At 31.6% G+C, this 19,445-nt stretch carries 21 protein-coding genes, 1 tRNA gene, 1 rRNA gene and 1 other annotated feature; of the genes, 20 read left to right on the plus strand and 3 right to left on the minus strand.

Going from position 1 to position 19,445, the window contains the following annotated elements:
* Positions 1-147 precede the first annotated feature (147 nt).
* From rrf to CLCY_RS08425, 3 genes are all read left to right on the plus strand, one after another.
* A 5S ribosomal RNA gene (rrf, locus tag CLCY_RS08415) occupies positions 148-264 on the plus strand.
* 10 nt (positions 265-274) lie between these two features.
* A tRNA-Asn gene (locus CLCY_RS08420) sits at positions 275-349 on the plus strand.
* A 194-nt stretch (positions 350-543) separates the two neighbouring features.
* Positions 544-1,287, plus strand: a complete 744-nt coding sequence (locus CLCY_RS08425; protein WP_048570693.1) for a peptidylprolyl isomerase — start codon at positions 544-546, stop codon at positions 1,285-1,287.
* A 38-nt stretch (positions 1,288-1,325) separates the two neighbouring features.
* Here the strand turns inward: CLCY_RS08425 and hpt are convergent, their stop codons facing one another.
* The gene (gene hpt / locus CLCY_RS08430) at positions 1,326-1,853 is read right to left on the minus strand and encodes a hypoxanthine phosphoribosyltransferase (RefSeq protein WP_048570694.1); all 528 of its coding nucleotides are present in this window, start codon (positions 1,851-1,853) and stop codon (positions 1,326-1,328) included.
* 247 nt (positions 1,854-2,100) lie between these two features.
* On the opposite strand from hpt, the gene hflX reads away from it, so the two are divergent.
* From hflX to pdxR, 5 genes are all read left to right on the plus strand, one after another.
* Positions 2,101-3,906: a GTPase HflX gene (gene hflX, locus CLCY_RS08435; protein ID WP_048570695.1), complete on the plus strand. Its 1,806-nt coding sequence runs from the start codon at positions 2,101-2,103 to the stop codon at positions 3,904-3,906.
* 177 nt (positions 3,907-4,083) lie between these two features.
* Complete coding sequence (locus CLCY_RS08440; protein ID WP_048570696.1) at positions 4,084-4,788, plus strand: hypothetical protein; 705 nt, start codon at positions 4,084-4,086, stop codon at positions 4,786-4,788.
* 68 nt (positions 4,789-4,856) lie between these two features.
* Entirely contained in the window at positions 4,857-5,744 is an 888-nt protein-coding gene (locus tag CLCY_RS08445; RefSeq protein ID WP_048570697.1) for a nucleotidyltransferase domain-containing protein, read from the plus strand.
* Between the two features lie 18 nt (positions 5,745-5,762).
* Positions 5,763-6,611, plus strand: a complete 849-nt coding sequence (locus CLCY_RS08450) for a DegV family protein (RefSeq protein ID WP_048570698.1) — start codon at positions 5,763-5,765, stop codon at positions 6,609-6,611.
* A 60-nt stretch (positions 6,612-6,671) separates the two neighbouring features.
* Positions 6,672-8,126: a MocR-like pyridoxine biosynthesis transcription factor PdxR gene (pdxR, locus tag CLCY_RS08455; protein ID WP_048570699.1), complete on the plus strand. Its 1,455-nt coding sequence runs from the start codon at positions 6,672-6,674 to the stop codon at positions 8,124-8,126.
* A 37-nt stretch (positions 8,127-8,163) separates the two neighbouring features.
* Here pdxR and CLCY_RS08460 read toward each other — a convergent pair whose 3' ends face one another.
* Positions 8,164-8,355 carry a DUF1858 domain-containing protein gene (locus tag CLCY_RS08460; protein WP_048570700.1) on the minus strand — a complete coding sequence of 64 codons (192 nt, stop codon included), beginning with the start codon at positions 8,353-8,355 and terminating at the stop codon, positions 8,164-8,166.
* Positions 8,356-8,531: 176 nt separating this feature from the next.
* On the opposite strand from CLCY_RS08460, the gene CLCY_RS08465 reads away from it, so the two are divergent.
* The 11 genes from CLCY_RS08465 (at position 8,532) to queA (ending at position 17,214) form a co-directional block, all read left to right on the plus strand.
* The gene (locus CLCY_RS08465) at positions 8,532-9,197 is read left to right on the plus strand and encodes a HEAT repeat domain-containing protein (protein WP_048570701.1); all 666 of its coding nucleotides are present in this window, start codon (positions 8,532-8,534) and stop codon (positions 9,195-9,197) included.
* Positions 9,187-9,837 carry a YigZ family protein gene (locus CLCY_RS08470; RefSeq protein ID WP_053083296.1) on the plus strand — a complete coding sequence of 217 codons (651 nt, stop codon included), beginning with the start codon at positions 9,187-9,189 and terminating at the stop codon, positions 9,835-9,837. Before CLCY_RS08465 ends, CLCY_RS08470 begins: the two co-directional genes overlap by 11 nt.
* A gap of 2 nt (positions 9,838-9,839) precedes the next feature.
* Positions 9,840-10,571, plus strand: a complete 732-nt coding sequence (locus CLCY_RS08475; RefSeq protein ID WP_341372101.1) for an NAD+ synthase — start codon at positions 9,840-9,842, stop codon at positions 10,569-10,571.
* 75 nt (positions 10,572-10,646) lie between these two features.
* A complete protein-coding gene (locus tag CLCY_RS08480) occupies positions 10,647-11,378 on the plus strand; it encodes a YebC/PmpR family DNA-binding transcriptional regulator (protein ID WP_048570702.1) in 732 nt (243 codons plus the stop codon).
* A 77-nt stretch (positions 11,379-11,455) separates the two neighbouring features.
* Positions 11,456-12,763 carry a CCA tRNA nucleotidyltransferase gene (locus CLCY_RS08485; protein WP_048570703.1) on the plus strand — a complete coding sequence of 436 codons (1,308 nt, stop codon included), beginning with the start codon at positions 11,456-11,458 and terminating at the stop codon, positions 12,761-12,763.
* Between the two features lie 78 nt (positions 12,764-12,841).
* Positions 12,842-13,174, plus strand: a complete 333-nt coding sequence (locus tag CLCY_RS08490) for a hypothetical protein (RefSeq protein ID WP_048570704.1) — start codon at positions 12,842-12,844, stop codon at positions 13,172-13,174.
* A gap of 138 nt (positions 13,175-13,312) precedes the next feature.
* The gene (locus tag CLCY_RS08495) at positions 13,313-13,918 is read left to right on the plus strand and encodes a hypothetical protein (protein ID WP_048570705.1); all 606 of its coding nucleotides are present in this window, start codon (positions 13,313-13,315) and stop codon (positions 13,916-13,918) included.
* Positions 13,919-14,041: 123 nt separating this feature from the next.
* Positions 14,042-14,536, plus strand: coding sequence for a crossover junction endodeoxyribonuclease RuvC (gene ruvC / locus CLCY_RS08500; RefSeq protein ID WP_048570706.1), 495 nt, complete (start codon positions 14,042-14,044; stop codon positions 14,534-14,536).
* Between the two features lie 11 nt (positions 14,537-14,547).
* Entirely contained in the window at positions 14,548-15,150 is a 603-nt protein-coding gene (ruvA, locus tag CLCY_RS08505) for a Holliday junction branch migration protein RuvA (protein WP_048570707.1), read from the plus strand.
* Between the two features lie 17 nt (positions 15,151-15,167).
* Positions 15,168-16,169 (plus strand): Holliday junction branch migration DNA helicase RuvB, encoded by a 1,002-nt coding sequence (gene ruvB / locus CLCY_RS08510; protein WP_341372104.1) that lies wholly within the window; start codon positions 15,168-15,170, stop codon positions 16,167-16,169.
* A gap of 19 nt (positions 16,170-16,188) precedes the next feature.
* Positions 16,189-17,214: a tRNA preQ1(34) S-adenosylmethionine ribosyltransferase-isomerase QueA gene (gene queA / locus CLCY_RS08515; RefSeq protein ID WP_048570709.1), complete on the plus strand. Its 1,026-nt coding sequence runs from the start codon at positions 16,189-16,191 to the stop codon at positions 17,212-17,214.
* A gap of 45 nt (positions 17,215-17,259) precedes the next feature.
* Here queA and CLCY_RS08520 read toward each other — a convergent pair whose 3' ends face one another.
* Positions 17,260-17,763 carry a tryptophan transporter gene (locus tag CLCY_RS08520; RefSeq protein WP_048570710.1) on the minus strand — a complete coding sequence of 168 codons (504 nt, stop codon included), beginning with the start codon at positions 17,761-17,763 and terminating at the stop codon, positions 17,260-17,262.
* 88 nt (positions 17,764-17,851) lie between these two features.
* Positions 17,852-18,101: a binding site (T-box leader), on the minus strand.
* Positions 18,102-18,293: 192 nt separating this feature from the next.
* On the opposite strand from CLCY_RS08520, the gene tgt reads away from it, so the two are divergent.
* Positions 18,294-19,430, plus strand: coding sequence for a tRNA guanosine(34) transglycosylase Tgt (tgt, locus tag CLCY_RS08525; RefSeq protein ID WP_048570711.1), 1,137 nt, complete (start codon positions 18,294-18,296; stop codon positions 19,428-19,430).
* The last annotated feature ends 15 nt before the right edge of the window (positions 19,431-19,445 follow it).

Consider the following 19,445-nt stretch of genomic DNA (forward strand, 5'->3'; position numbering starts at 1 on the left):
TGTGTAGCTGACTGATACTAATAGATCGAGGGCTTAATCTTGATTAAGTTCAAAAAATGCTGTGCAGTTTTCAAAGAACTAAATGTTTTTTTAAAAAAGTGTTGACAAAATGATATATATAGTGTATATTATATATTATCGAAAGCATCAAGTGATGATGGCAGAGAGGATACACCCGTTCCCATTCCGAACACGAAGGTTAAGCTCTCTAACGCCGATAGTACTAGTCTGGAGACGGACTGGGAGGGTAGGAAGTCGCTTGGTTTAAAAATGTTCCGCGGTAGCTCAATGGTGGAGCACTCGGCTGTTAACCGATAGGTTGGAGGTTCGAGTCCTCTCCGCGGAGCCATTTTTATTTTTTGACTTTTTTAATAGTGGAAATAAAGCGAACTTGTAGGTCGAGGACTGAGTCAAGTCGCTATTTTTTATTTTTTGACCTTTGTATAATAATGTTTTTTTATAGATCTTAAATTACTTTGTATAACTAAGGCTTTTGTAATATAATAAACTATATAATAACAAACTGTGTAAGGAGATTTAAATATGGAAAATAAGGTTTTAGCTGTTGTAAATGGGAAAGAGATAACTGAGGCAACTCTTAATTCTGCTCTTGCAAAATTTCCACCTGAAAGAAGATCACAACTTACTTCTGGGGAAGGAAAGAAGTACCTTTTAGATCAAGTTATTGCATGGGAACTTCTATATACATATGCTTTAGATGAAGGATTAGAAAATAGAGAAGAATTCAAAACTCAAATTGAAGAAGCTAAAAGAGAAATTTTATCTCAAATAGCTGTTAATGATATTATTTCAAATATTAAGGTATCAAATGAAGAAGTTGAAGAATATTACAACGCTAATAAAGAAAAGTTTACAGAAGATGCAAAGGTTAAAGCTAGCCACATACTAGTAGATTCAGAGGAAAAGGCTAATGAAATAGTTGAAGAAATTAAGTCAGGACTTAGCTTTAAGGATGCTGCTGATAAGTATTCATCATGTCCATCAAAGGCTCAAGGAGGTTCACTTGGAAGTTTTGGACGTGGAATGATGGTTCCAGAATTTGAAGAAGCGGCATTTGCACTAGAGCTTGGAAAGGTTAGCGAGCCAGTTAAGACTCAATTTGGATATCATATTATAGTAGTAGAAGAAAAGCTACCAGCTAGAGAAAAGTCACTACAAGAAGTAGATGCACAAATAATGAGTATGCTAATACAACAAAAGCAAGGAAGTAGCTATATGAATCTAATAGAAGGACTTAAGAGTAAGTATAGTTTAGAAATAAAGTAAATAATAAAAAATCCTGAAGAAAATACTTCAGGATTTTTTTATTTTGATTCCCAATTAAATACATAAGGGATATTTCTATAATAATCACCATAATTTAGTCCATAACCAACTACAAAAACATCTTCTATAGTAAAACAAGTATAGTCAGGGTCTATATCTACTTTTCTTCTACTAGGTTTGTCAAGTAACACACATGACTTGATACTAGCAGGATTATACTTAGTTAAGTATTCTTTTATAAATTTCATTGTTGTTCCTGTATCAACTATGTCATCAACTATAAGTACATCATATCCTTCAATATTGTCTGAGATATCTTGAACTACCTTAACATCCCCAGTTGATACTTCTCCATGCCCATAGCTTGATGTAGACATAAATCCTATATTAACAGGAACGCTAAGTTCTCTAACTAAATCCGCAGCAAATATAAAGCTTCCACGTAGTAGTGAAAGTACATAAAGCTTTTTATCTTTATAGTCTTCTGAAATCACCTTAGATATTTCAGAAATTCTATCAGCAATTTCTTCCTTTGAAAAAAGAATATTTTCTTTTTTATTTTCCATTTTAATCTTCTCCTTAGCTTTCGTTTACATTATTTCAGGTGTCAATAACCTCTAATATAATGTAAACTTAAATACTTGTCAAGAAAATAAGACATAGTAAAAAGAAAGATATACTAAGTTGAATTATTTAAGAAAAAGAACTCATAATTTATGTATATTTTATAAAGTAATTGTATTTGTATAAATTGTATTCATAGTAGTGTATAATATCATATATTGAAAAGTTTTTAACCCTAAGGAGGATACTATGATAAGAGGAAATCTTGTAGGTATAAAGAAAACATATATAAAGTTATTAGACCAGATCTTTGATATACACACAGATAAAAATAATATAGTAGATGAAGAAATTGTAAATATTATTTCTTCAATAACAAGTGAAATAAATAGAGAAGTTTCAGTTTATATAAATAGAAGAGGTAAAGTTGTTGATGTAGCAGTTGGTGATGAAAACTCAGTAAATTTAGAGTTTGTAACTGAAAGAAGGTCTAGTGAGTTTCTAAATGGTATTAGGTGTATACATACCCATCCAAATGGTAATGGAGAGGTTTCAAGTGTAGATCTTACTGCACTTGTTAACATGAAGTTTGATCTTATGGTTGCAATTGGTGTAAAGAATGGTACAGCTGACAACTTTTCTTTTTCAATTATAAAGCCAGTGGAGGGCAAACTTTCTAAAGAGTCTGTTTATGAGGGACCATTTAGAATAGAACTACTGCAGTCAATTGATGTACTAAATGTAATATCTTATCTAGAGGAGAGACTATATGATAAGGTTTATACAAATTTTGATAATGAAACTGAGAAGGTTATTTTAGTTGGTACAGTAAGTGAAGATGGTTATTCTTCAGAGGAGTCTATTGAAGAGCTTGAGGAGCTTGCTAATACTGCAGGAGCAGAAGTAGTAGCTAAGGTAATACAAAACAAGGCAAAGGTTGACCCTTCATATTACATAGGTACTGGAAAAGTTAAAGAGATTGCACTAATGCGCCAAACCCTTATGGCTCATACTGTAATTTTTGATGATGAGTTAAGTGGAGCACAGGTTAGAAATCTTGAGGAGGCCCTAGGATGTAAGGTAATAGACAGAACTACCTTAATACTTGATATATTTGCCCAAAGAGCTATTTCTAAGGAAGGAAAACTTCAAGTAGAACTTGCTCAGCTTAAATACAGACTTCCAAGGCTTATAGGACTTGGAGGAAGCCTATCTAGAACAGGTGGGGGAATAGGAACAAGAGGTCCAGGAGAAAAGAAGCTTGAAATAGATAGAAGAAGGATAAAAAGAGAGCTAATAGATCTTGAAAGACAGCTAAAGGATGTTAAGAAAACAAGACAACTTCAAAGAGAGAGAAGAAAGTCAAAGGAGATTCCTGTTATTTCATTAGTTGGATATACTAACGTTGGTAAGTCTACAATAAGAAATAAGTTGTGTGATATGGCTGGAGTAGAAAAGGAAAAGGTTTTAGAGGCGAATATGCTTTTTGCAACCCTTGATACAACCACAAGATCAATTGAACTTCCTTCAGGTAAAGAATGTCTAATATCAGATACTGTAGGATTTATTAGAAAGCTTCCACATGATTTAGTAGAGGCGTTTAAATCTACTCTAGAAGAAATAGTATATAGTAATCTTGTTATACATGTTGCAGATGCATCAAGTGAAAATGTAGTTGCACAAATAGATACTGTAAATGGAGTACTAAAGGATATTGGAGCAGAAGATAAAGAATTACTACTTGTACTTAATAAAGTAGATAAAGCAAGTGATGAGGCAATGTCTATTATAAGGGCTAAATATCCTGATGCTATATACATATCTGCTAAACAAGGTATTAACCTAGATCTTTTATTAAAGTCAGTTGAGGAGAGTGTTTATAAAAGTTTTATACAAGCAAAGCTTTTAGTACCATACACAGACTCTAGGGTAATTTCATATCTTCATAATAATAAATGTGTAGAGAGTGAAGAATATACTGAGGATGGAGTAGAAGTTTTTGTTAATACTACTCAGGATATTTTAGGTAGAGTAAGGGAATTTATTGTACAATAGAATTTCTTTGTTAAAGTAAATAACATATAATCTTAATAAACTAAGTTTGAATATTATATTTGAACTTAGTTTATTTTGTTTTTTGTATTTTCTAAGCAAAGGTTAAATAAAATGGTTAGTCTTTTTTTATTTTAATTTAAGTATAATACTAAAAAGTATTTTTTAAAGGAGGAATATATGAAAAAGTTTTTTGGAATTATCATTTTAATTATTATAATTTGTTTTAGTATAGACTTTGACAAAAATCAAATATTTGAAAGGAAAGATGCAAGCTTTAGTGCTCCAGTTACAATAAATAATCATATGAATTCTAATACTATATACGGAAAGATTAATAAAAATAATGATATAGATTTTATTAAGTTTAAGGGAAAAAAATATGAAAATTTCTACATAGAATTAAGAATTCCAAACTTAACAGGTGAGAAGGGATTTTCCCCAGAAATAGTACTAATTAGTAAGGAGATAGTACAAAAGGATGCTATTCCATTTGATCTCCCTAAGGGATATGGTGCACTAGTTATAAAGTCAACGGATAATAAGTCAAAGTATTTTGATTCATTTACAGGATCATACTACCATCTAGCACAATCCTTAAGAGGAGAAATACCTGAAAATGGAGAATACTATGTTGCGGTATATAATGAAAAAAGCAATGGTAAATATGTTTTAGATTTAGGAGAAAGAAAAAAATTTAGCATTAGTGATTTTCTAAAAGTCCCATACCTATATTTCAAGGTTAAATTTTTCTTTTCTCCAATTAAGCTAATTAGTATTATAGCGCTTATTATAATAGCTTTTGTATCCATAATGTATATTTTTAAGAAAAGAGAAAGCATTATAAGAGCTTTAAAAATAAAGATTTATAGGAGAAAAGTGTAACTTTTCTTCTAATTTGTAAATAACACTCTGCTTTGATATAATTCTAATTGATAAAAGGGGGAGAGATTTTGTCTAAAATCAGAGAGTATCAAAAGGCATATGAAAAGGCGTTGCAGAGTTTTAGAGGTTGTTCCCATACGCTAGCTGTAATTGTTTATGGGAGTATAGTTAATGGGGATATCTGGCAGGAATCCGATATAGACTTTATAGTAGTAACTAGCGAAAAAGACAAAATGGAAATCCTTTATACAAAAGCCTATGGAATATATATGCATATAAAATATATATCAAAGGAAAAGTTTATTAATAACTTTGAAAGCATTGTAAAAGGTGGAACCTTTCACAAAGCTTTCTCAAGTGGAAAGCTTGTATATTGCAATGATTGTAGTATAGAGGAGTTATTTCACTCTACAAGATTTTATTCTGATAGGGATAGAAAAATAAGGAACATAGATATATTATCAGAAATGCTTAACTTAATGCATTATGCTAAGAAATTCTATTTTACTAAGAAATATGAAACTGCATATGAACTTACTTTACTTGTGTTTAAAAATTTTGCTAGGTTAAACATGAATTTAAGTGGATATATAACGGATAAAGATGTTATATCAATAGCAATTAACATGAATAGCAGTATAGAAAATCTTTTTAAAACTCTAGTTTACGATGGAGATTTAGAAGATAGGATAATAACAACACTTAAGTACATCGAAAGCTTTATTGAGAAAAATATAGCAGAGATAACAGAGCCCATTGTTGAATTTATAAAGAATAGTAAAGAGGCATGTTCTGTTATGGACATACAAGAAAGTAAGGAATTTAACTGCATTAATAAAGATTTAAGTCTTGTTATACATGAAATGGCTAAAAATAAGGTTGTATGGGAAAATACTAGAGATTATAAAACACAAAACGGTGAATTTTTAATCCATGAAATTGTATACAGTGTTTAGTGATAATGGAGGAATAGTATGCAAAAAGTAAAGATAATTACAGATAGTTCATGTGATCTTGATATAGATTATCTAAATGAAATAGGCGTTGAAATGAGTCCACTAGTAACTATCTTAGAGGATGGGGATTTTTTAGATAGAGTTGAAATAACCCCAGGGGAATTTTATAAAAAGCTTAAAAACATAAAAAAGCTACCAACAACATCTCAGTCAACTCCAGCATCTTTTTATAAGTTGTTTAAGGAAGCAATCGATAATGACATGGAAGTTGTTTGTATAGCATTTTCATCTAAACTTAGCGGAACATATCAATCAGCAATAATTGCAAAGGAAATGCTTAATAATGATGAAAGAGTAGAGGTAATAGATTCTTTAGCTGCCTCTGTTGGACAAGGATTAATAGTAGAAAAGGCAGCATTTATGGCAAGAGAAGGCAAAAATAAAGATGAAATTATAAATGAAGTTATAAGAATGCGTGGCAAAATGGAGCACATCATTGGTGTAGGCTCTCTTGATATGCTAAAGTTAGGGGGAAGAATATCTGCATCTCAGGCGGTAATAGGGAATCTTCTAAGTGTAAAACCTATATTGCATTTTGTGGATGGAGCAATTTTCCCACTTGATAAAACTAGAGGAAAAAAAGGACTAATAAAAAAACTTATTCAAATTTTAGAGGAAAAAGGCGAAGATATAAAAAGTAATAGAATAGGTATTAGCTATTCTGAGGATTTGGAATTCGCAAGGGAACTTGAAAATGAAATAAAAGAAAAGCTTGGAATAGATAATATTCTTATATCTGAAATTGGGTCGGTTATAGGAAGTCATGTAGGGCCTTCAACTATTGCACTGTTCTTTATAAGAAAATAGTAGACTTTTAAATTATATGATAAGATGTATATATAATATTAAAAGGTAGAGGTGAGATATTTGGCTTTTCATGAATTTATACAATTAGATAAAAATAGCCCTGAGGCTATGTACATCCAAATATACAATGAAATAAAAAAGTTTATAGAAAATGGCAGCTTAAAGCCACATGAGAAGCTACCTGCAATAAGAAATTTAGGGTCTAAACTTTCAGTTAATAATGTTACTATAGTTAATGCTTATAAAATGCTTGAGCAAAATGGATTGGTTTACTCTAAGGTTGGAAGTGGCACCTTTGTTAAGGGTGATGATAATTTATCAAATGTAGAAGATAAAGAAAATATAAAGAAAAGTTTAACTGGACCTAAGGAAGGAACAGTTCATGAGAATAAATCTGAAATAAATTTTGCAACTTTAACTCCGGACCCTGTTTATTTCCCAGTTCAGGAGTTTAAGGAAGCTATGAATGAGGTTCTAGATAGAGATGGTGGTTATGCCTTTGCATATCAAGAGGCTAAGGGTTATTATCCACTTAGAGAGTCACTAAGGGACTATATAATTAATAGAAAAGTAAATACGGATATAGAGGATATACATATTATTTCAGGTGCACAGCAGGGAATAGATATCGTGTCTAAGGCATTAATAAACTTTAATGATACAATAGTTGTTGAAAGTCCAACATATACAGGGGCTCTTGCTGCCTTTAGATCAAGGGGAGCTAATATTATCGAGGTTCCAATCATTAGTGGAGGTATGGATTTAGAGCTTTTAGAAGAAGCACTTAAAAAATATTCTCCAAAGCTAATATATGTAATGACAAGTTTTCAAAATCCTACGGGAATATCATATAGTGACGAGAAGAAACAAGGACTATTGTTCCTTGCTAAGAAATATAATACCTATATTCTAGAGGATGACTATCTTCCAGAATTAAAGTTTAGTGGAAAAGAAACATACCCAGTTAAAGCGATAGATACAGAGGATAGGGTTATATATCTAAAGAGTTTTTCAAAAATATTTATGCCTGGGATTAGACTAGGATTTCTCGCTGTACCAAAGTCTTTAACTTCTAACATAATGTCAGCAAAGCACACAAGTGATATATCTACATCAAGTCTTATGCAAAGAACATTTGACCTTTATATTAGAAAGAAAAAGTGGCAAGGTCATATAGAACGCATGAGTAAAATATATAAAAATAAGTATGATATAACAATAAAGGCTTTAAGAGAGGTTACTCCTTTTATTGAGTTTGATAACCCAGAGGGTGGAATTCATATATATTGTAAGTCAGATATGGATTCATTGATGCTTGGAAGTATAATCAAGCAAAGAGGTGCATCTGTTGTACCAGGTAGGGTTTTTTATCTTGATAATAGGGAAGATACCCACTTTAGACTAAGTTTTGCAGCTGTAGAGGATGATAAGATAGAAGAGGGAATAAAAATTATAAGAAATGCTTATATGGACTTGAAGAATTTAAATTCAGGAAATCTATTTCCTTATCTTTAAAAATAAACAAAAAAGGGTGCTATATGCACCCTTTAAATTACTTTGTAGCTTCGTTTAGATCTGCAACTAAAGCATCAACATCAATTCCGTGAGCTAAAGCACCTTGCTCTAAATTTTCGAATCTAGCAGCCATACATCCGAAACATCCCATTCCATACTTAGTGAAAACTTCAACAGTTTCAGGGAATTTGTTAACGATATCAATAATATTCATGTCCTTTGTTATCATAAAAGTACACCTCCAATTTATATATATGTTCATATTATACAAGATAATAAATTATGGAAATATGATATCATATAGTATGCTCAATAATCAAGTAATATAAACAATGCTATTAGAAGTTGAACTATTTAAAGAATATTTATAAAATGTATATAACGAAACGATAAAGGATGATAATTATGAAAAAATTATGCTGGGAAAATATTAATGATTTATCATCGGAGGATGTATCGTATCTTCTTTATAAAGAGGGTAAAGATATAAAGGCAATATCAATTATAAGAAATCTATCTAAGATAGAAGTTGAAAAACATATTATACACTCAAAAATCAAATATAAAATATACAAAAATGGTACAGATGAAAAAAGTATATTAAACTCTCTAATGAATTGTCCAAAGGACGAGAGATTAAGTATTATATCTAAAATGGAAAAGACAGAAATTATGAATATTGAAAGTTATGTAATTAATAATATTTTTAATGCATCCCAAAAAGAGTGTGCATTTTATATATGGTTTCTAGGAGAAATAAAAAGCCAAAGAGGAATTGACCGCATTATTACTTTTTTAAGATGTAATGATGGAACTATAAAAAGAATGTGCTGTTCAGCTATAGGTAAGATAGGAAGTATAAAGGGTGAGGATGCTCTTATTTTAGCACTTAAAGAAAATAGGTCTCAAGTTAAAGAGTATGCAATAAAAGCTCTTGGAAACATTAAAAGTGAAAAGTCTCTTCCATATCTTGAAAAGATCTCAAATTCATCAGATAAAGAATATGTAAAGCTTTCGGCAATTAAAGCTATAGAGGCGATAAAAAATGGGGGGCTAGAAATTGTTAAGTGAAGATTATACTATATTAAAAAATTTAGAAGTATCATTTGAAGAGAAAAAATCTCAATTTATATGCAATATTAAAAGAATATCAAATGAAAAAGAGGCTATGGAATTTGTAGGAGAGATTAAAGAAAAGTACAAGGATGCTAGACATAATGTATTTGCATATGTAACTAATAATAGGATATCTATGAGATATTCTGATGATGGAGAACCTCAGGGAACAGCAGGGCCTCCAGTTCTTGAAGTGCTTAAAAGAGAGCAGCTTAATGATGTTGTAGTTGTTGTAACTAGGTATTTTGGTGGTATAATGCTTGGTGCAGGTGGACTTATTCGTGCATATGGAGCATCTTGTAAGCAGGGAATTGATGCTGGAATTAAGGTTAAAAGGCTTGAAGGGTGCAGATTCAATATAACATGTGATTATGAAAAGTACGGAAAAATAAATAACTATCTTCAAGCACTTAACATAAAGATTGAAGAGGTTAACTTTCTTGAAAATGTAACAATAGATGTTATTTCATTGAAAAAAGACTTTGATTCAATAAAAAATGAAATAATAGAAATGATGAATGGAAATAATATAATATCAGAGGAAAAAACGGTTCAGTGTTTTGTAGATGAAAATGAGGTTTTAATGGAGGTTTAAATATGTATAATATGAAGGATGTAGAAAAGGTAGCAGAAGAACTTGTAAACTGGATTAAGGAAAAGGTTAAAGATGCAGGGTGCAAAGGAGTAGTACTTGGTATAAGCGGAGGAATAGATTCTGCTGTTGTTGCAGCAGCAGCTAAAAGAGCATTTCCAGAGGATACATTAGGAATAATTATGCCATGTAAAAGTAGCGATAAGGATGAGATAGATGCTATGAAAGTTATTGATGCACTTAATATTAACTACAAAAAGGTAGTTCTTGATAATGTATTTGACAGCTTTATCTCTGAGGTGGACCATACATATGATAAAATGGCCATAGCAAATATTAAACCAAGACTAAGAATGACTACCCTTTATTACTATGCTGCTATGAAGGGATATTTAGTAGCTGGAACAGGTAACAAAAGTGAATTAACAGTAGGATATTTTACAAAGCATGGTGATAGTGGAGTAGATATGCTACCTATTGCTTCATTTGTAAAAAGAGATGTATTTAGACTTGCTGAATATTTTAATATACCAGAAGAAATTATTAATAAAGCACCATCAGCAGGACTTTGGGAAGACCAAACAGATGAGGATGAAATGGGTATAACATATAAGGAATTAGATGAGTACATATTAACAGGTGACGCAAAGGATGAGGTAAAGGATAAAATTGATTTATTAAACTATAGAAGTGCACATAAAAGAAGTTATCCACCTATTTTTACTCCTTCAAAATAACCCTTAATCTTTAAAAAACTTCTCAAATATGATAAAATTAATAGTTGATTTATAGGTTTGTAAGGAGGAGTTACGATGTCAGGTCACTCAAAATGGGCTAACATAAAGAATAAGAAGGGTAAGCAAGATGCTATTAGAGGTAAAATCTTTACTAAGATAGGTAAGGAAATAGCAGTTGCAGTTAAAGAAGGTGGATCAAGTCCGGAATCCAATACAAGACTTAGAGACGCTATAGCAAAGGCAAAGGCAAATAACATGCCATCTGATAATATAACTAGAGCTATAAAGAAGGCAGCTGGTGAACTTGGAGCTGTAAACTATGAAGAAATAGTTTATGAAGGATATGGACCAGGAGGAACTGCGGTTATAGTAAATGCATTAACAGACAATAGAAATAGAACTGCATCAGAGGTAAGACATGCATTTGATAAGTTTGGTGGTAACCTTGGAACTACAGGATGCGTTTCATTTATGTTCGAGAAAAAAGGTCTTATAGTTGTTGAAAAGTCAGATGAAATAGATGAAGATGATTTAATGATGTCTGCATTAGACATTGGGGCTGAGGATTTTTCATCTGAGGAGGATGTTTATGAAATAATTACTTCCCCTGAAGACTTTTCTAAGGTTCGTGAAGAGTTAGAGGCTAAGGGTATAACTTTTGTTTCAGCTGAGGTTTCAATGTTACCTTCAACTACAACAAAGATTGAAGGAGATGACCTTGTTAAATTCCTAAAGATGCTTGATAAGTTTGACGATGATGAAGATGTTCAAGGATATTGGCATAATGCTGAATTTGATGAAGAATAAAATAATTTAACATATATATGAACTGTGTTATTCTAAGTTTAGACTAACACGGTTTTTCTTTTTAAGGGGGTGAAATAATGAAGATCTATATGCCAAGTAGCTGTAAGAATATAATAAATACTTTTTATAATAATGGATATGAGGCATTTATAGTTGGCGGGTGTGTAAGAGATGCTTTAATGGGAAGAAAGGCTAATGACTATGATATTACTACAAATAGTACTCCAGATATAACTATAAAGCTATTTGAAAATACACATAAAGTAATTGTTACAGGTGAGAAGCATGGGACAATTACATTAATTGATAAAAATGATGGTGAAGTTTATGAGGTTACTACATATAGAATAGATGGTGAGTATAAAGATAGCAGAAGGCCAGAGAATGTAGAATTTACTTCTTCCCTTAGAGAAGACCTTTTAAGACGGGACTTTACTATAAATGCAATGGCATATAACGAAAGACTAGGCTTAGTTGATTATTTTAATGGAGGAGAAGATTTAAATAATAAAATAATTAAGTGTGTTGGAAATCCAGAGCATCGTTTTAATGAGGATGCACTTAGAATTCTTAGAGCACTAAGATTTAAAGCACAACTAAACTTTGATATAGATAATAGCGCATTAGAATCTATTAAAATCCTGTCCTATAAATTAAATGATATTTCAGTTGAAAGAATAAGAGAAGAGTTTAATAAGATGATACTTTCAAATCCATATATAGTAAATGATCTATATAAATTACAGGTTTTAGAGTACATTTTACCTGAGTTAAAGCTAATATATGATAAGTTTATTGGTAATGAAAGCATAATTAATTATATTAACATAATACTTAATTCAGTAAACCTATTAAATAAAGATATATGCTTAAGATATGCGCTTTTACTTCATGGTTTTAAAAGATTAGAATTAGATTATAGAAAAGAATCCTATAGCTTTGATTCAAATAAAATCCTTAAAAGATTAAAATATGATAATAAAACAATAAATAAAGTGGATAAGATTATAGAGTATTTAGATATTACTATAGAAGATGAATACTATAACATTAAAAAGATTTTAAATTCTATTGGAGAAGATGTTTTAAGAAGTATTCTAAAAATAAAAAAAATAGAGCATACATATCTTGATTTTATTTTAGGCGATACTAAATTAGAAAACATATTGGAAGTTGAGAATAAGTTAAATAACATTATAGAAAATAGTGAATGTTACAGTATAAAGGATTTGAAAATAACTGGAAATGATATTATAAATATAGGTTGTGCTAAAGGCAAAAAGGTTGGAGAAGTTCTAGAGATGCTTTTAGAGATGGTTTTAAGAAATCCAGATATAAATTCACATAATAGGTTATTATGTGAAGCTAAAAAGATTATTAATTAGAGCATAAATATAAGTAAATTTCACAAACTACTATATAGATGCTATGATCATCTATACTTACTTTAAGGAGTGGATAACATGCACTATATGAAGAACAATGTTTATGTAAATGGAGACTTTGGAAGAAATACTGCAGTAGCTATTGTTAAGGAAAACTTACCTTTTTATTTAGATAAAGAATGGGGTACAGTACAAATACTTGAAGATATAATTTCTAAAATAGGTAAAGGATCATTTAATGATATTTTATTTAGACAAGACTTAACTCAGCTAGACAACTGTAAAGGTGGATTTACAGAGGAAGAAAAGGAACATATAAAGACTATAGTTATAAATGAAGTTAGGGCATTTCTTCAAAACTGTAAAGGGGATGTTAATAGATTAGAGGGATTAGTTAAAGACTGGTCATAAAATCTATAATATCACTTTGGACTATATTAAAAGGTTATCTTTTAATATAGTCCTTTTTATATTAATTTTAAATTAGTTAGTGTATTTTGTATAAAAGGGATTCATGTGGATATAATACCCAATAAAGGAGTGAGGAAAATGAAGGTAGGTAAAATAATAGTTTTAGTTGCACTTATTTTCTCTATAGCAGTAAGTGTAGGAACGAGCCTTTATATATCCCAAAATAGTACTGATAATAAAAATATACAGGGTATTACAGTGGAAAAGAATGACATTGAGACATCAGCTAAAACTACTGTACTTGCAGAAAATAAATCAAAGGCTCCAAAGATTAACTCTATAGGACCAGCAACAAAAATAGTAAAAAAACAGATATACATAAAAGGTGACACATATGAGAAAGTAGTTAATCAAGAAATAACAGAAGATTTACTAGGTATGGATAAAACTCAGTTTGATGGGTATGCAAAGAAAATAGGATATTCTATAGAAGAGTTTACTAGTGAGAAGGTTGTTATTTCTGAGAAGATAAATGAGTGGCCAAAGGGACTATATGTTCTTAAAGCAATTGATCAAGGTATAGTAATATTTAAGGTAGATGAGACAGGGAATCTAACTAAGGTTGAGGAAACAGGAATAACATTAGATCAGGTCTCAGAACAAGAAAAAGCAGGACTTGTAAAGGGAAAGGTATATGCTACTATAGAAGAAGCAGAACATACATTGGCGGACTACGATTCATAAACTTATAAAAAGTAGAAGTTGGATATTATCCATACTTTTACTTTTTATTGTGTTTAAGCTTTGCCTATATATTTAAAAATGATATAATACTATTCGAACAGACTTTCGCTAAGGGAGGTTATTATGAGAATTATAGGGATTGACCCAGGGTATGCCATTGTTGGCTATGGAATTATTGATTATGAGAATAATAAGTTTAAAGTAATTGACTATGGTGCAGTTACAACAACACCTAAAAATACAATGCCAGAAAGACTGAATTTAGTATTTGAGGCATTAACACATATATTTTCAAAATATAACCCAGATGCTATTGCATTTGAGGAACTTTTTTTTAATCAAAATGTAAAAACAGCAATAAGTGTTGGACAAGCTAGAGGCGTTTCAGTACTAGCAGCCCAAAGGCTTGGGGTAGATGTTTTTGAATATACACCGCTACAGGTAAAACAAGCTGTTGTAGGATATGGAAGAGCAGAAAAAAAACAAGTTCAGCAGATGGTTAAGGTTCTTCTTAACCTAAAGGAAGTTCCAAAGCCAGATGATACTGCGGATGCCTTAGCTGTGGCTATATGTCACTCTCATTCATCACATATGGCTAAAATGTTTAGAATTAAGTAGGGGGAAAGTAAATGATAGCTTATGTTAAGGGAAAAGTTTTTGAATATGGGGAAGATTATATTATAGTAGATAATATGGGCATAGGGTATATTATTTATATGCCAATTCAAGATATAGAAAAAGTTAAAAAGGTAGATAATGAGGTAACAGTACATACATATCATTATGTAAGAGAGGATCAGCAGCTTTTATATGGATTTTATAATAAAGAAGCATTAAGTTTATTTAAGAATCTTATAGGTGTCTCTGGGGTTGGACCAAAGGCTGGACTTTCTATTTTATCAACGGTGTCCCCTTCGGACTTTATACTTGCTGTAATATCAGGAGACGAGAAGACAATATCTAAGGCACCGGGAATTGGAAAGAAGTCTGCACAAAGGATTATTTTAGAACTTCGTGATAAATTTAAAAAGTTAAATATAGAAACACCACTTCCTCTACTTGAGTTAGGAAGTGAAAAGGAAGATATATCTAAAATAGCTGATGCTACAGAAGGTCTAATGGCACTTGGATATACAAAACAGGAAGCAGTTAAAACTCTTAGCCAAATAGATAATGACCTTTCAATTGAAGATATGCTAAAAGAGGCATTAAAACTACTTATGAGAGGATAGGTGTTTTATAAATGGATATAGAGGAAAGGATAATAACCTCTAGCTTTAAGTCTGAGGATATGGACATAGAGGGAAGTTTAAGGCCTAAAAGCTTTGAGGAATACGTAGGACAGGTTAAAGCAAAGGAGAAGCTTTCAATCTTTATTGAGGCAGCAAAAAAAAGAGGAGAGGCACTAGATCATGTGCTTTTATACGGACCTCCAGGACTTGGAAAGACAACCCTTGCTGCTATAATTGCAAATGAAATGGCATCATCAATAAGAGTAACATCAGGACCTGCAATAGAAAAAGCTGGAGATTTAGCTGCAATACTTACAAATCTTATTGAGGGCGATGTGTTATTCATAGATGAAATACATAGACTAAATAGAAGTGTAGAGGAAATACTCTATCCAGCTATGGAGGATTATTCGCTAGACATTATTATAGGTAAGGGGCCGAGTGCTAGAAGTATTAGAATAGACCTTCCGAAGTTTACTTTAATTGGGGCTACTACTAAGGCGGGTATGCTAACATCACCTTTAAGAGATAGATTCGGGGTAATGTGTAGACTTGAACTTTATAATGAAGAGGAACTAAAGGGAATAGTTATTCGTGGTGCAGGTATACTTGGGATAGGTATAGATGAGGATGCAGCAATTGAAATTGCAAGACGCTCTAGAGGAACACCTAGAATTGCTAATAGATTACTTAAGAGAGTTAGAGATTATGCTCAGGTTAGGGGAAATGGATATATAGATAATGAGGCAGCAAAGGCAGCATTAGATCTTTTAGAAGTTGATAACTTAGGACTTGATAATATAGATAGAAAAATGCTTACATCCATGATTAATAAATTTAATGGTGGACCAGTAGGACTTGATACACTTGCCTATTCAATAGGAGAGGAAAATGAAACTATAGAGGATGTATATGAACCATATCTTCTTCAACTTGGATTTATAAATAGAACTCCAAGGGGAAGAGTAGTTACAAAGGCAGCATATGATCATTTAGAAATTCCATTTCCTAATGAATAGAAACTAAGGAGGATAAATAATGAAAGTAAGTGACTTTTATTTTGATTTACCAGAAGAGCTTATAGCACAGGAGCCATTAGAGGAGAGAGATAATTCTAGACTTCTTGTTCTAGATAAAAATACAGGAGAAATTAACCACAGAAGGTTTAAGGATATTTTAGAGTATCTTAAGGAAGGAGATACCTTAGTTCTTAATAATAGTAGGGTAATACCTGCAAGATTATTTGGAATTAAGAAGGAAACAGGGGCTAAGATAGAATTTGTTCTTCTTAAAAGAGTTGATAAGGATAAGTGGGAAACACTTGTGAAGCCTGGTAAAAAAGCAAAGCCAGGAACAGAATTTGTATTTGGTAATGGAGAGCTTGAATGCAAGGTTCTTGAAACTACTGAAATTGGAGGAAGAATAATCGAATTTAAGTATGAGGGTATATTTGAAGAAGTTTTAGATAAATTAGGACAAATGCCCCTTCCTCCATACATTACAAAGCAGCTTGAAGATAAGGAAAGATATCAAACAGTTTATTCTAAGATAAATGGTTCAGCTGCGGCACCAACAGCAGGTCTTCATTTTACTAAGGAGCTTATGGAGAAGATAAAGGAAAAGGGAGTTAACATTGCATATGTAACTCTACATGTAGGACTTGGAACCTTTAGGCCTGTTAAGGTAGAGGATATTAATGAACATATTATGCACTCCGAGTTTTATAGTATTGATAAGGAAAATGCAGATATAATTAACAACACAAAAAGACAAGGTAAAAGAGTTATTACGGTTGGGACAACATCTACTAGGACACTTGAAACAGTAGGGGATGAAAATGGATTTATAAAAGAATGCTCTGGATGGACAGATATATTTATATATCCAGGTTATAAATTTAAGGTAGTAGATAACCTTATTACGAACTTCCATCTTCCAGAGTCAACACTTATTATGCTTGTAAGTACACTAGCTGGGCAGGAAAACACTATGAATGCATATAAGGAAGCTGTTGAAGAAAAATATAGATTCTTTAGTTTTGGAGATGCAATGTTTATTAAGTAAATATAAAAAGGACCAAAAGTTAGCTTTTGGTCCTTTTGTTATATATTAAACTGCCTTTGAAGACTTTTCTACTATTTTATAAAGAACAGGTGTTAAGAATAGGTTTATAACTGCTGCTGGAAGAACAACTGATATAATTCCAATATTTACAGTTAGTCCAGATGGTAGCCCTACTATATAAAGTGCTAGTGTTAAGAAAATAAATCCACTTAGGATAGTTCCAAGTAATCCAACTATAGCCATAGTAATAATCTTATTAGCAAACTTTAATATGAAAACAATAACAAAATACATAATAATTGAAGTTATTATTTTTTCTACAAAGTTAGGAACTTGTCCACCAGGAAACTTAGTAGTTAAAGAGGTAATAATTCCTGATACAATCCCAGCTGCAATAGTAGATTTAAAACTACCATTAATTAATATAACTATAAAAAGTACAGCAAGTTGAACATCAGGAGTTACCCCGAAAATTGGTGGCATTAATTGATGAATTATAAGTCCCGCAGCAAATAAAACTCCTGATAATGTTATTTTTCTAATATCCATTTAAATCACTCCTTGAAATTTTTATTATGATACTTTAATTAGTTCAAAATATGTTTTTAGGTAAACAAAAAAGCCCATCGTCCCTATAGAATAGGACGAAAGGCTGTACTTCCGTGGTGCCACCTAAATTAGATGAAAAAATCATCTCACTTAATTAAGATACGGAGAAGGTTATCTCGATATCCCGCTTTTATAACGTAAAGCTAACGGCTCAGGCTACTATTGTTCACCCTGCTTCTCATGAACCCATTCGGTATACCAATCAGTGTTAGGCTCTCACCATTCCCAACTCGCTGAAACCTATGCATATACTTACTTTTTTCAATCAAAGAATTTGTAAGAGTTAGGCTTTTTAAATCTTGTTAATTCATTATAAGATGAAATTTGTAATAGTGTCAAGGGAATAATATTATTTTTTTGGAAAACAGCGCTTATTATGATTGTTGAGCCTATTTATAAGATATGATATACTTTATTAAGTTAATTAAAATACAATAATATAAAAAGTTACACAATAAGGGAGGAAATTAATGGAACCGGTTGTGAAGTACGAACTGATAAAACGTTGCAAGCAGTCTGGTGCAAGACTTGGAAGAATACACACACCTCATGGCGTAATAGAAACTCCAATATTTATGCCAGTTGGAACACAAGCAACTGTAAAAGCTATGACACCTCATGAGCTTAAAGATATAGGTTCACAAATAATACTAAGTAATACATATCATTTATTTTTAAGACCTGGACACAAGTTAATTGAAAGAGCAGGAGGCCTTCATAAGTTTATGAATTGGGATAGACCAATTCTTACTGATAGTGGAGGATTTCAGGTATTTAGTTTAACTGACCTTAGAAAAATTGAGGAAGAAGGGGTTACCTTTAAGTCTCATATAGATGGATCTAAGCAGTTTCTATCACCTGAAAAAGCAATGGAAATTCAAAATTCACTAGGAGCAGATATTATGATGGCATTTGATGAATGTCCACCATACGAAGCTGATTATGATTATACTAAAAAGTCTCTAGCTATGACTTTAAGATGGGCAGAAAGATGTTTAAAGTCTCACAGTAGACCAAATGATCAAGCATTATTTGGTATTATACAAGGTGGTATGTATAAAGATCTTCGTGAAGAGGCATTAGATGAAATGGTTAAAATGGACTTTCCAGGATATGCCCTTGGAGGCCTTAGTATAGGAGAACCACAGGAAACAATGGTTAAGGTGCTTTCATGGGTTGCTGAGAAAATGCCAGAGCATAAGCCAAGATATCTTATGGGAATAGGAAGTCCAGACTATATATTTGAAGCAGTTTTAAACGGAATTGATATGTTTGATTGTGTACTCCAAACAAGAATAGCAAGAAATGGAACTGTTTTTACTAGTAATGGTAGACTTGTAATTAAGAATGCACAGTATGCAGAGGATATGAGACCACTTGATGAGGAATGTGATTGTTATGCATGTCAAAACTTCACAAGGGGTTATATAAGACATCTGTTTAAGGCACAGGAAATTTTAGGAGCAAGACTTACAACAATTCATAACCTTAGATTTACACTTAAGTTAGTAGAACAGATTAGAGAGGCTATAAAGGGAGACTACCTTCTAGACTTTAGAGATGAATTTTATAGAAAGTTTGGGTATACTCAAAAGTATACAAAATAAATTAGGAGGCAGGAA

This window comes from Clostridium cylindrosporum DSM 605 (genome assembly GCF_001047375.1).
Lineage (GTDB): Bacteria > Bacillota > Clostridia > Clostridiales > Caloramatoraceae > Clostridium_AB > Clostridium_AB cylindrosporum.

What these genes read in the sequence shown, in the direction of transcription:
- CLCY_RS08425 (WP_048570693.1), top strand. Translation starts at nt 544, where the DNA reads ATGGAAAATAAGGTTTTAGCTGTTGTAAATGGGAAAGAGATAACTGAG.
- hpt (WP_048570694.1), bottom strand. Translation starts at nt 1,853, where the DNA reads ATGGAAAATAAAAAAGAAAATATTCTTTTTTCAAAGGAAGAAATTGCT.
- hflX (WP_048570695.1), top strand. Translation starts at nt 2,101, where the DNA reads ATGATAAGAGGAAATCTTGTAGGTATAAAGAAAACATATATAAAGTTA.
- CLCY_RS08440 (WP_048570696.1), top strand. Translation starts at nt 4,084, where the DNA reads ATGAAAAAGTTTTTTGGAATTATCATTTTAATTATTATAATTTGTTTT.
- CLCY_RS08450 (WP_048570698.1), top strand. Translation starts at nt 5,763, where the DNA reads ATGCAAAAAGTAAAGATAATTACAGATAGTTCATGTGATCTTGATATA.
- CLCY_RS08460 (WP_048570700.1), bottom strand. Translation starts at nt 8,355, where the DNA reads ATGATAACAAAGGACATGAATATTATTGATATCGTTAACAAATTCCCT.
- CLCY_RS08465 (WP_048570701.1), top strand. Translation starts at nt 8,532, where the DNA reads ATGAAAAAATTATGCTGGGAAAATATTAATGATTTATCATCGGAGGAT.
- CLCY_RS08475 (WP_341372101.1), top strand. Translation starts at nt 9,840, where the DNA reads ATGTATAATATGAAGGATGTAGAAAAGGTAGCAGAAGAACTTGTAAAC.
- CLCY_RS08480 (WP_048570702.1), top strand. Translation starts at nt 10,647, where the DNA reads ATGTCAGGTCACTCAAAATGGGCTAACATAAAGAATAAGAAGGGTAAG.
- CLCY_RS08485 (WP_048570703.1), top strand. Translation starts at nt 11,456, where the DNA reads ATGAAGATCTATATGCCAAGTAGCTGTAAGAATATAATAAATACTTTT.
- CLCY_RS08490 (WP_048570704.1), top strand. Translation starts at nt 12,842, where the DNA reads ATGCACTATATGAAGAACAATGTTTATGTAAATGGAGACTTTGGAAGA.
- CLCY_RS08495 (WP_048570705.1), top strand. Translation starts at nt 13,313, where the DNA reads ATGAAGGTAGGTAAAATAATAGTTTTAGTTGCACTTATTTTCTCTATA.
- ruvC (WP_048570706.1), top strand. Translation starts at nt 14,042, where the DNA reads ATGAGAATTATAGGGATTGACCCAGGGTATGCCATTGTTGGCTATGGA.
- ruvA (WP_048570707.1), top strand. Translation starts at nt 14,548, where the DNA reads ATGATAGCTTATGTTAAGGGAAAAGTTTTTGAATATGGGGAAGATTAT.
- queA (WP_048570709.1), top strand. Translation starts at nt 16,189, where the DNA reads ATGAAAGTAAGTGACTTTTATTTTGATTTACCAGAAGAGCTTATAGCA.
- CLCY_RS08520 (WP_048570710.1), bottom strand. Translation starts at nt 17,763, where the DNA reads ATGGATATTAGAAAAATAACATTATCAGGAGTTTTATTTGCTGCGGGA.
- tgt (WP_048570711.1), top strand. Translation starts at nt 18,294, where the DNA reads ATGGAACCGGTTGTGAAGTACGAACTGATAAAACGTTGCAAGCAGTCT.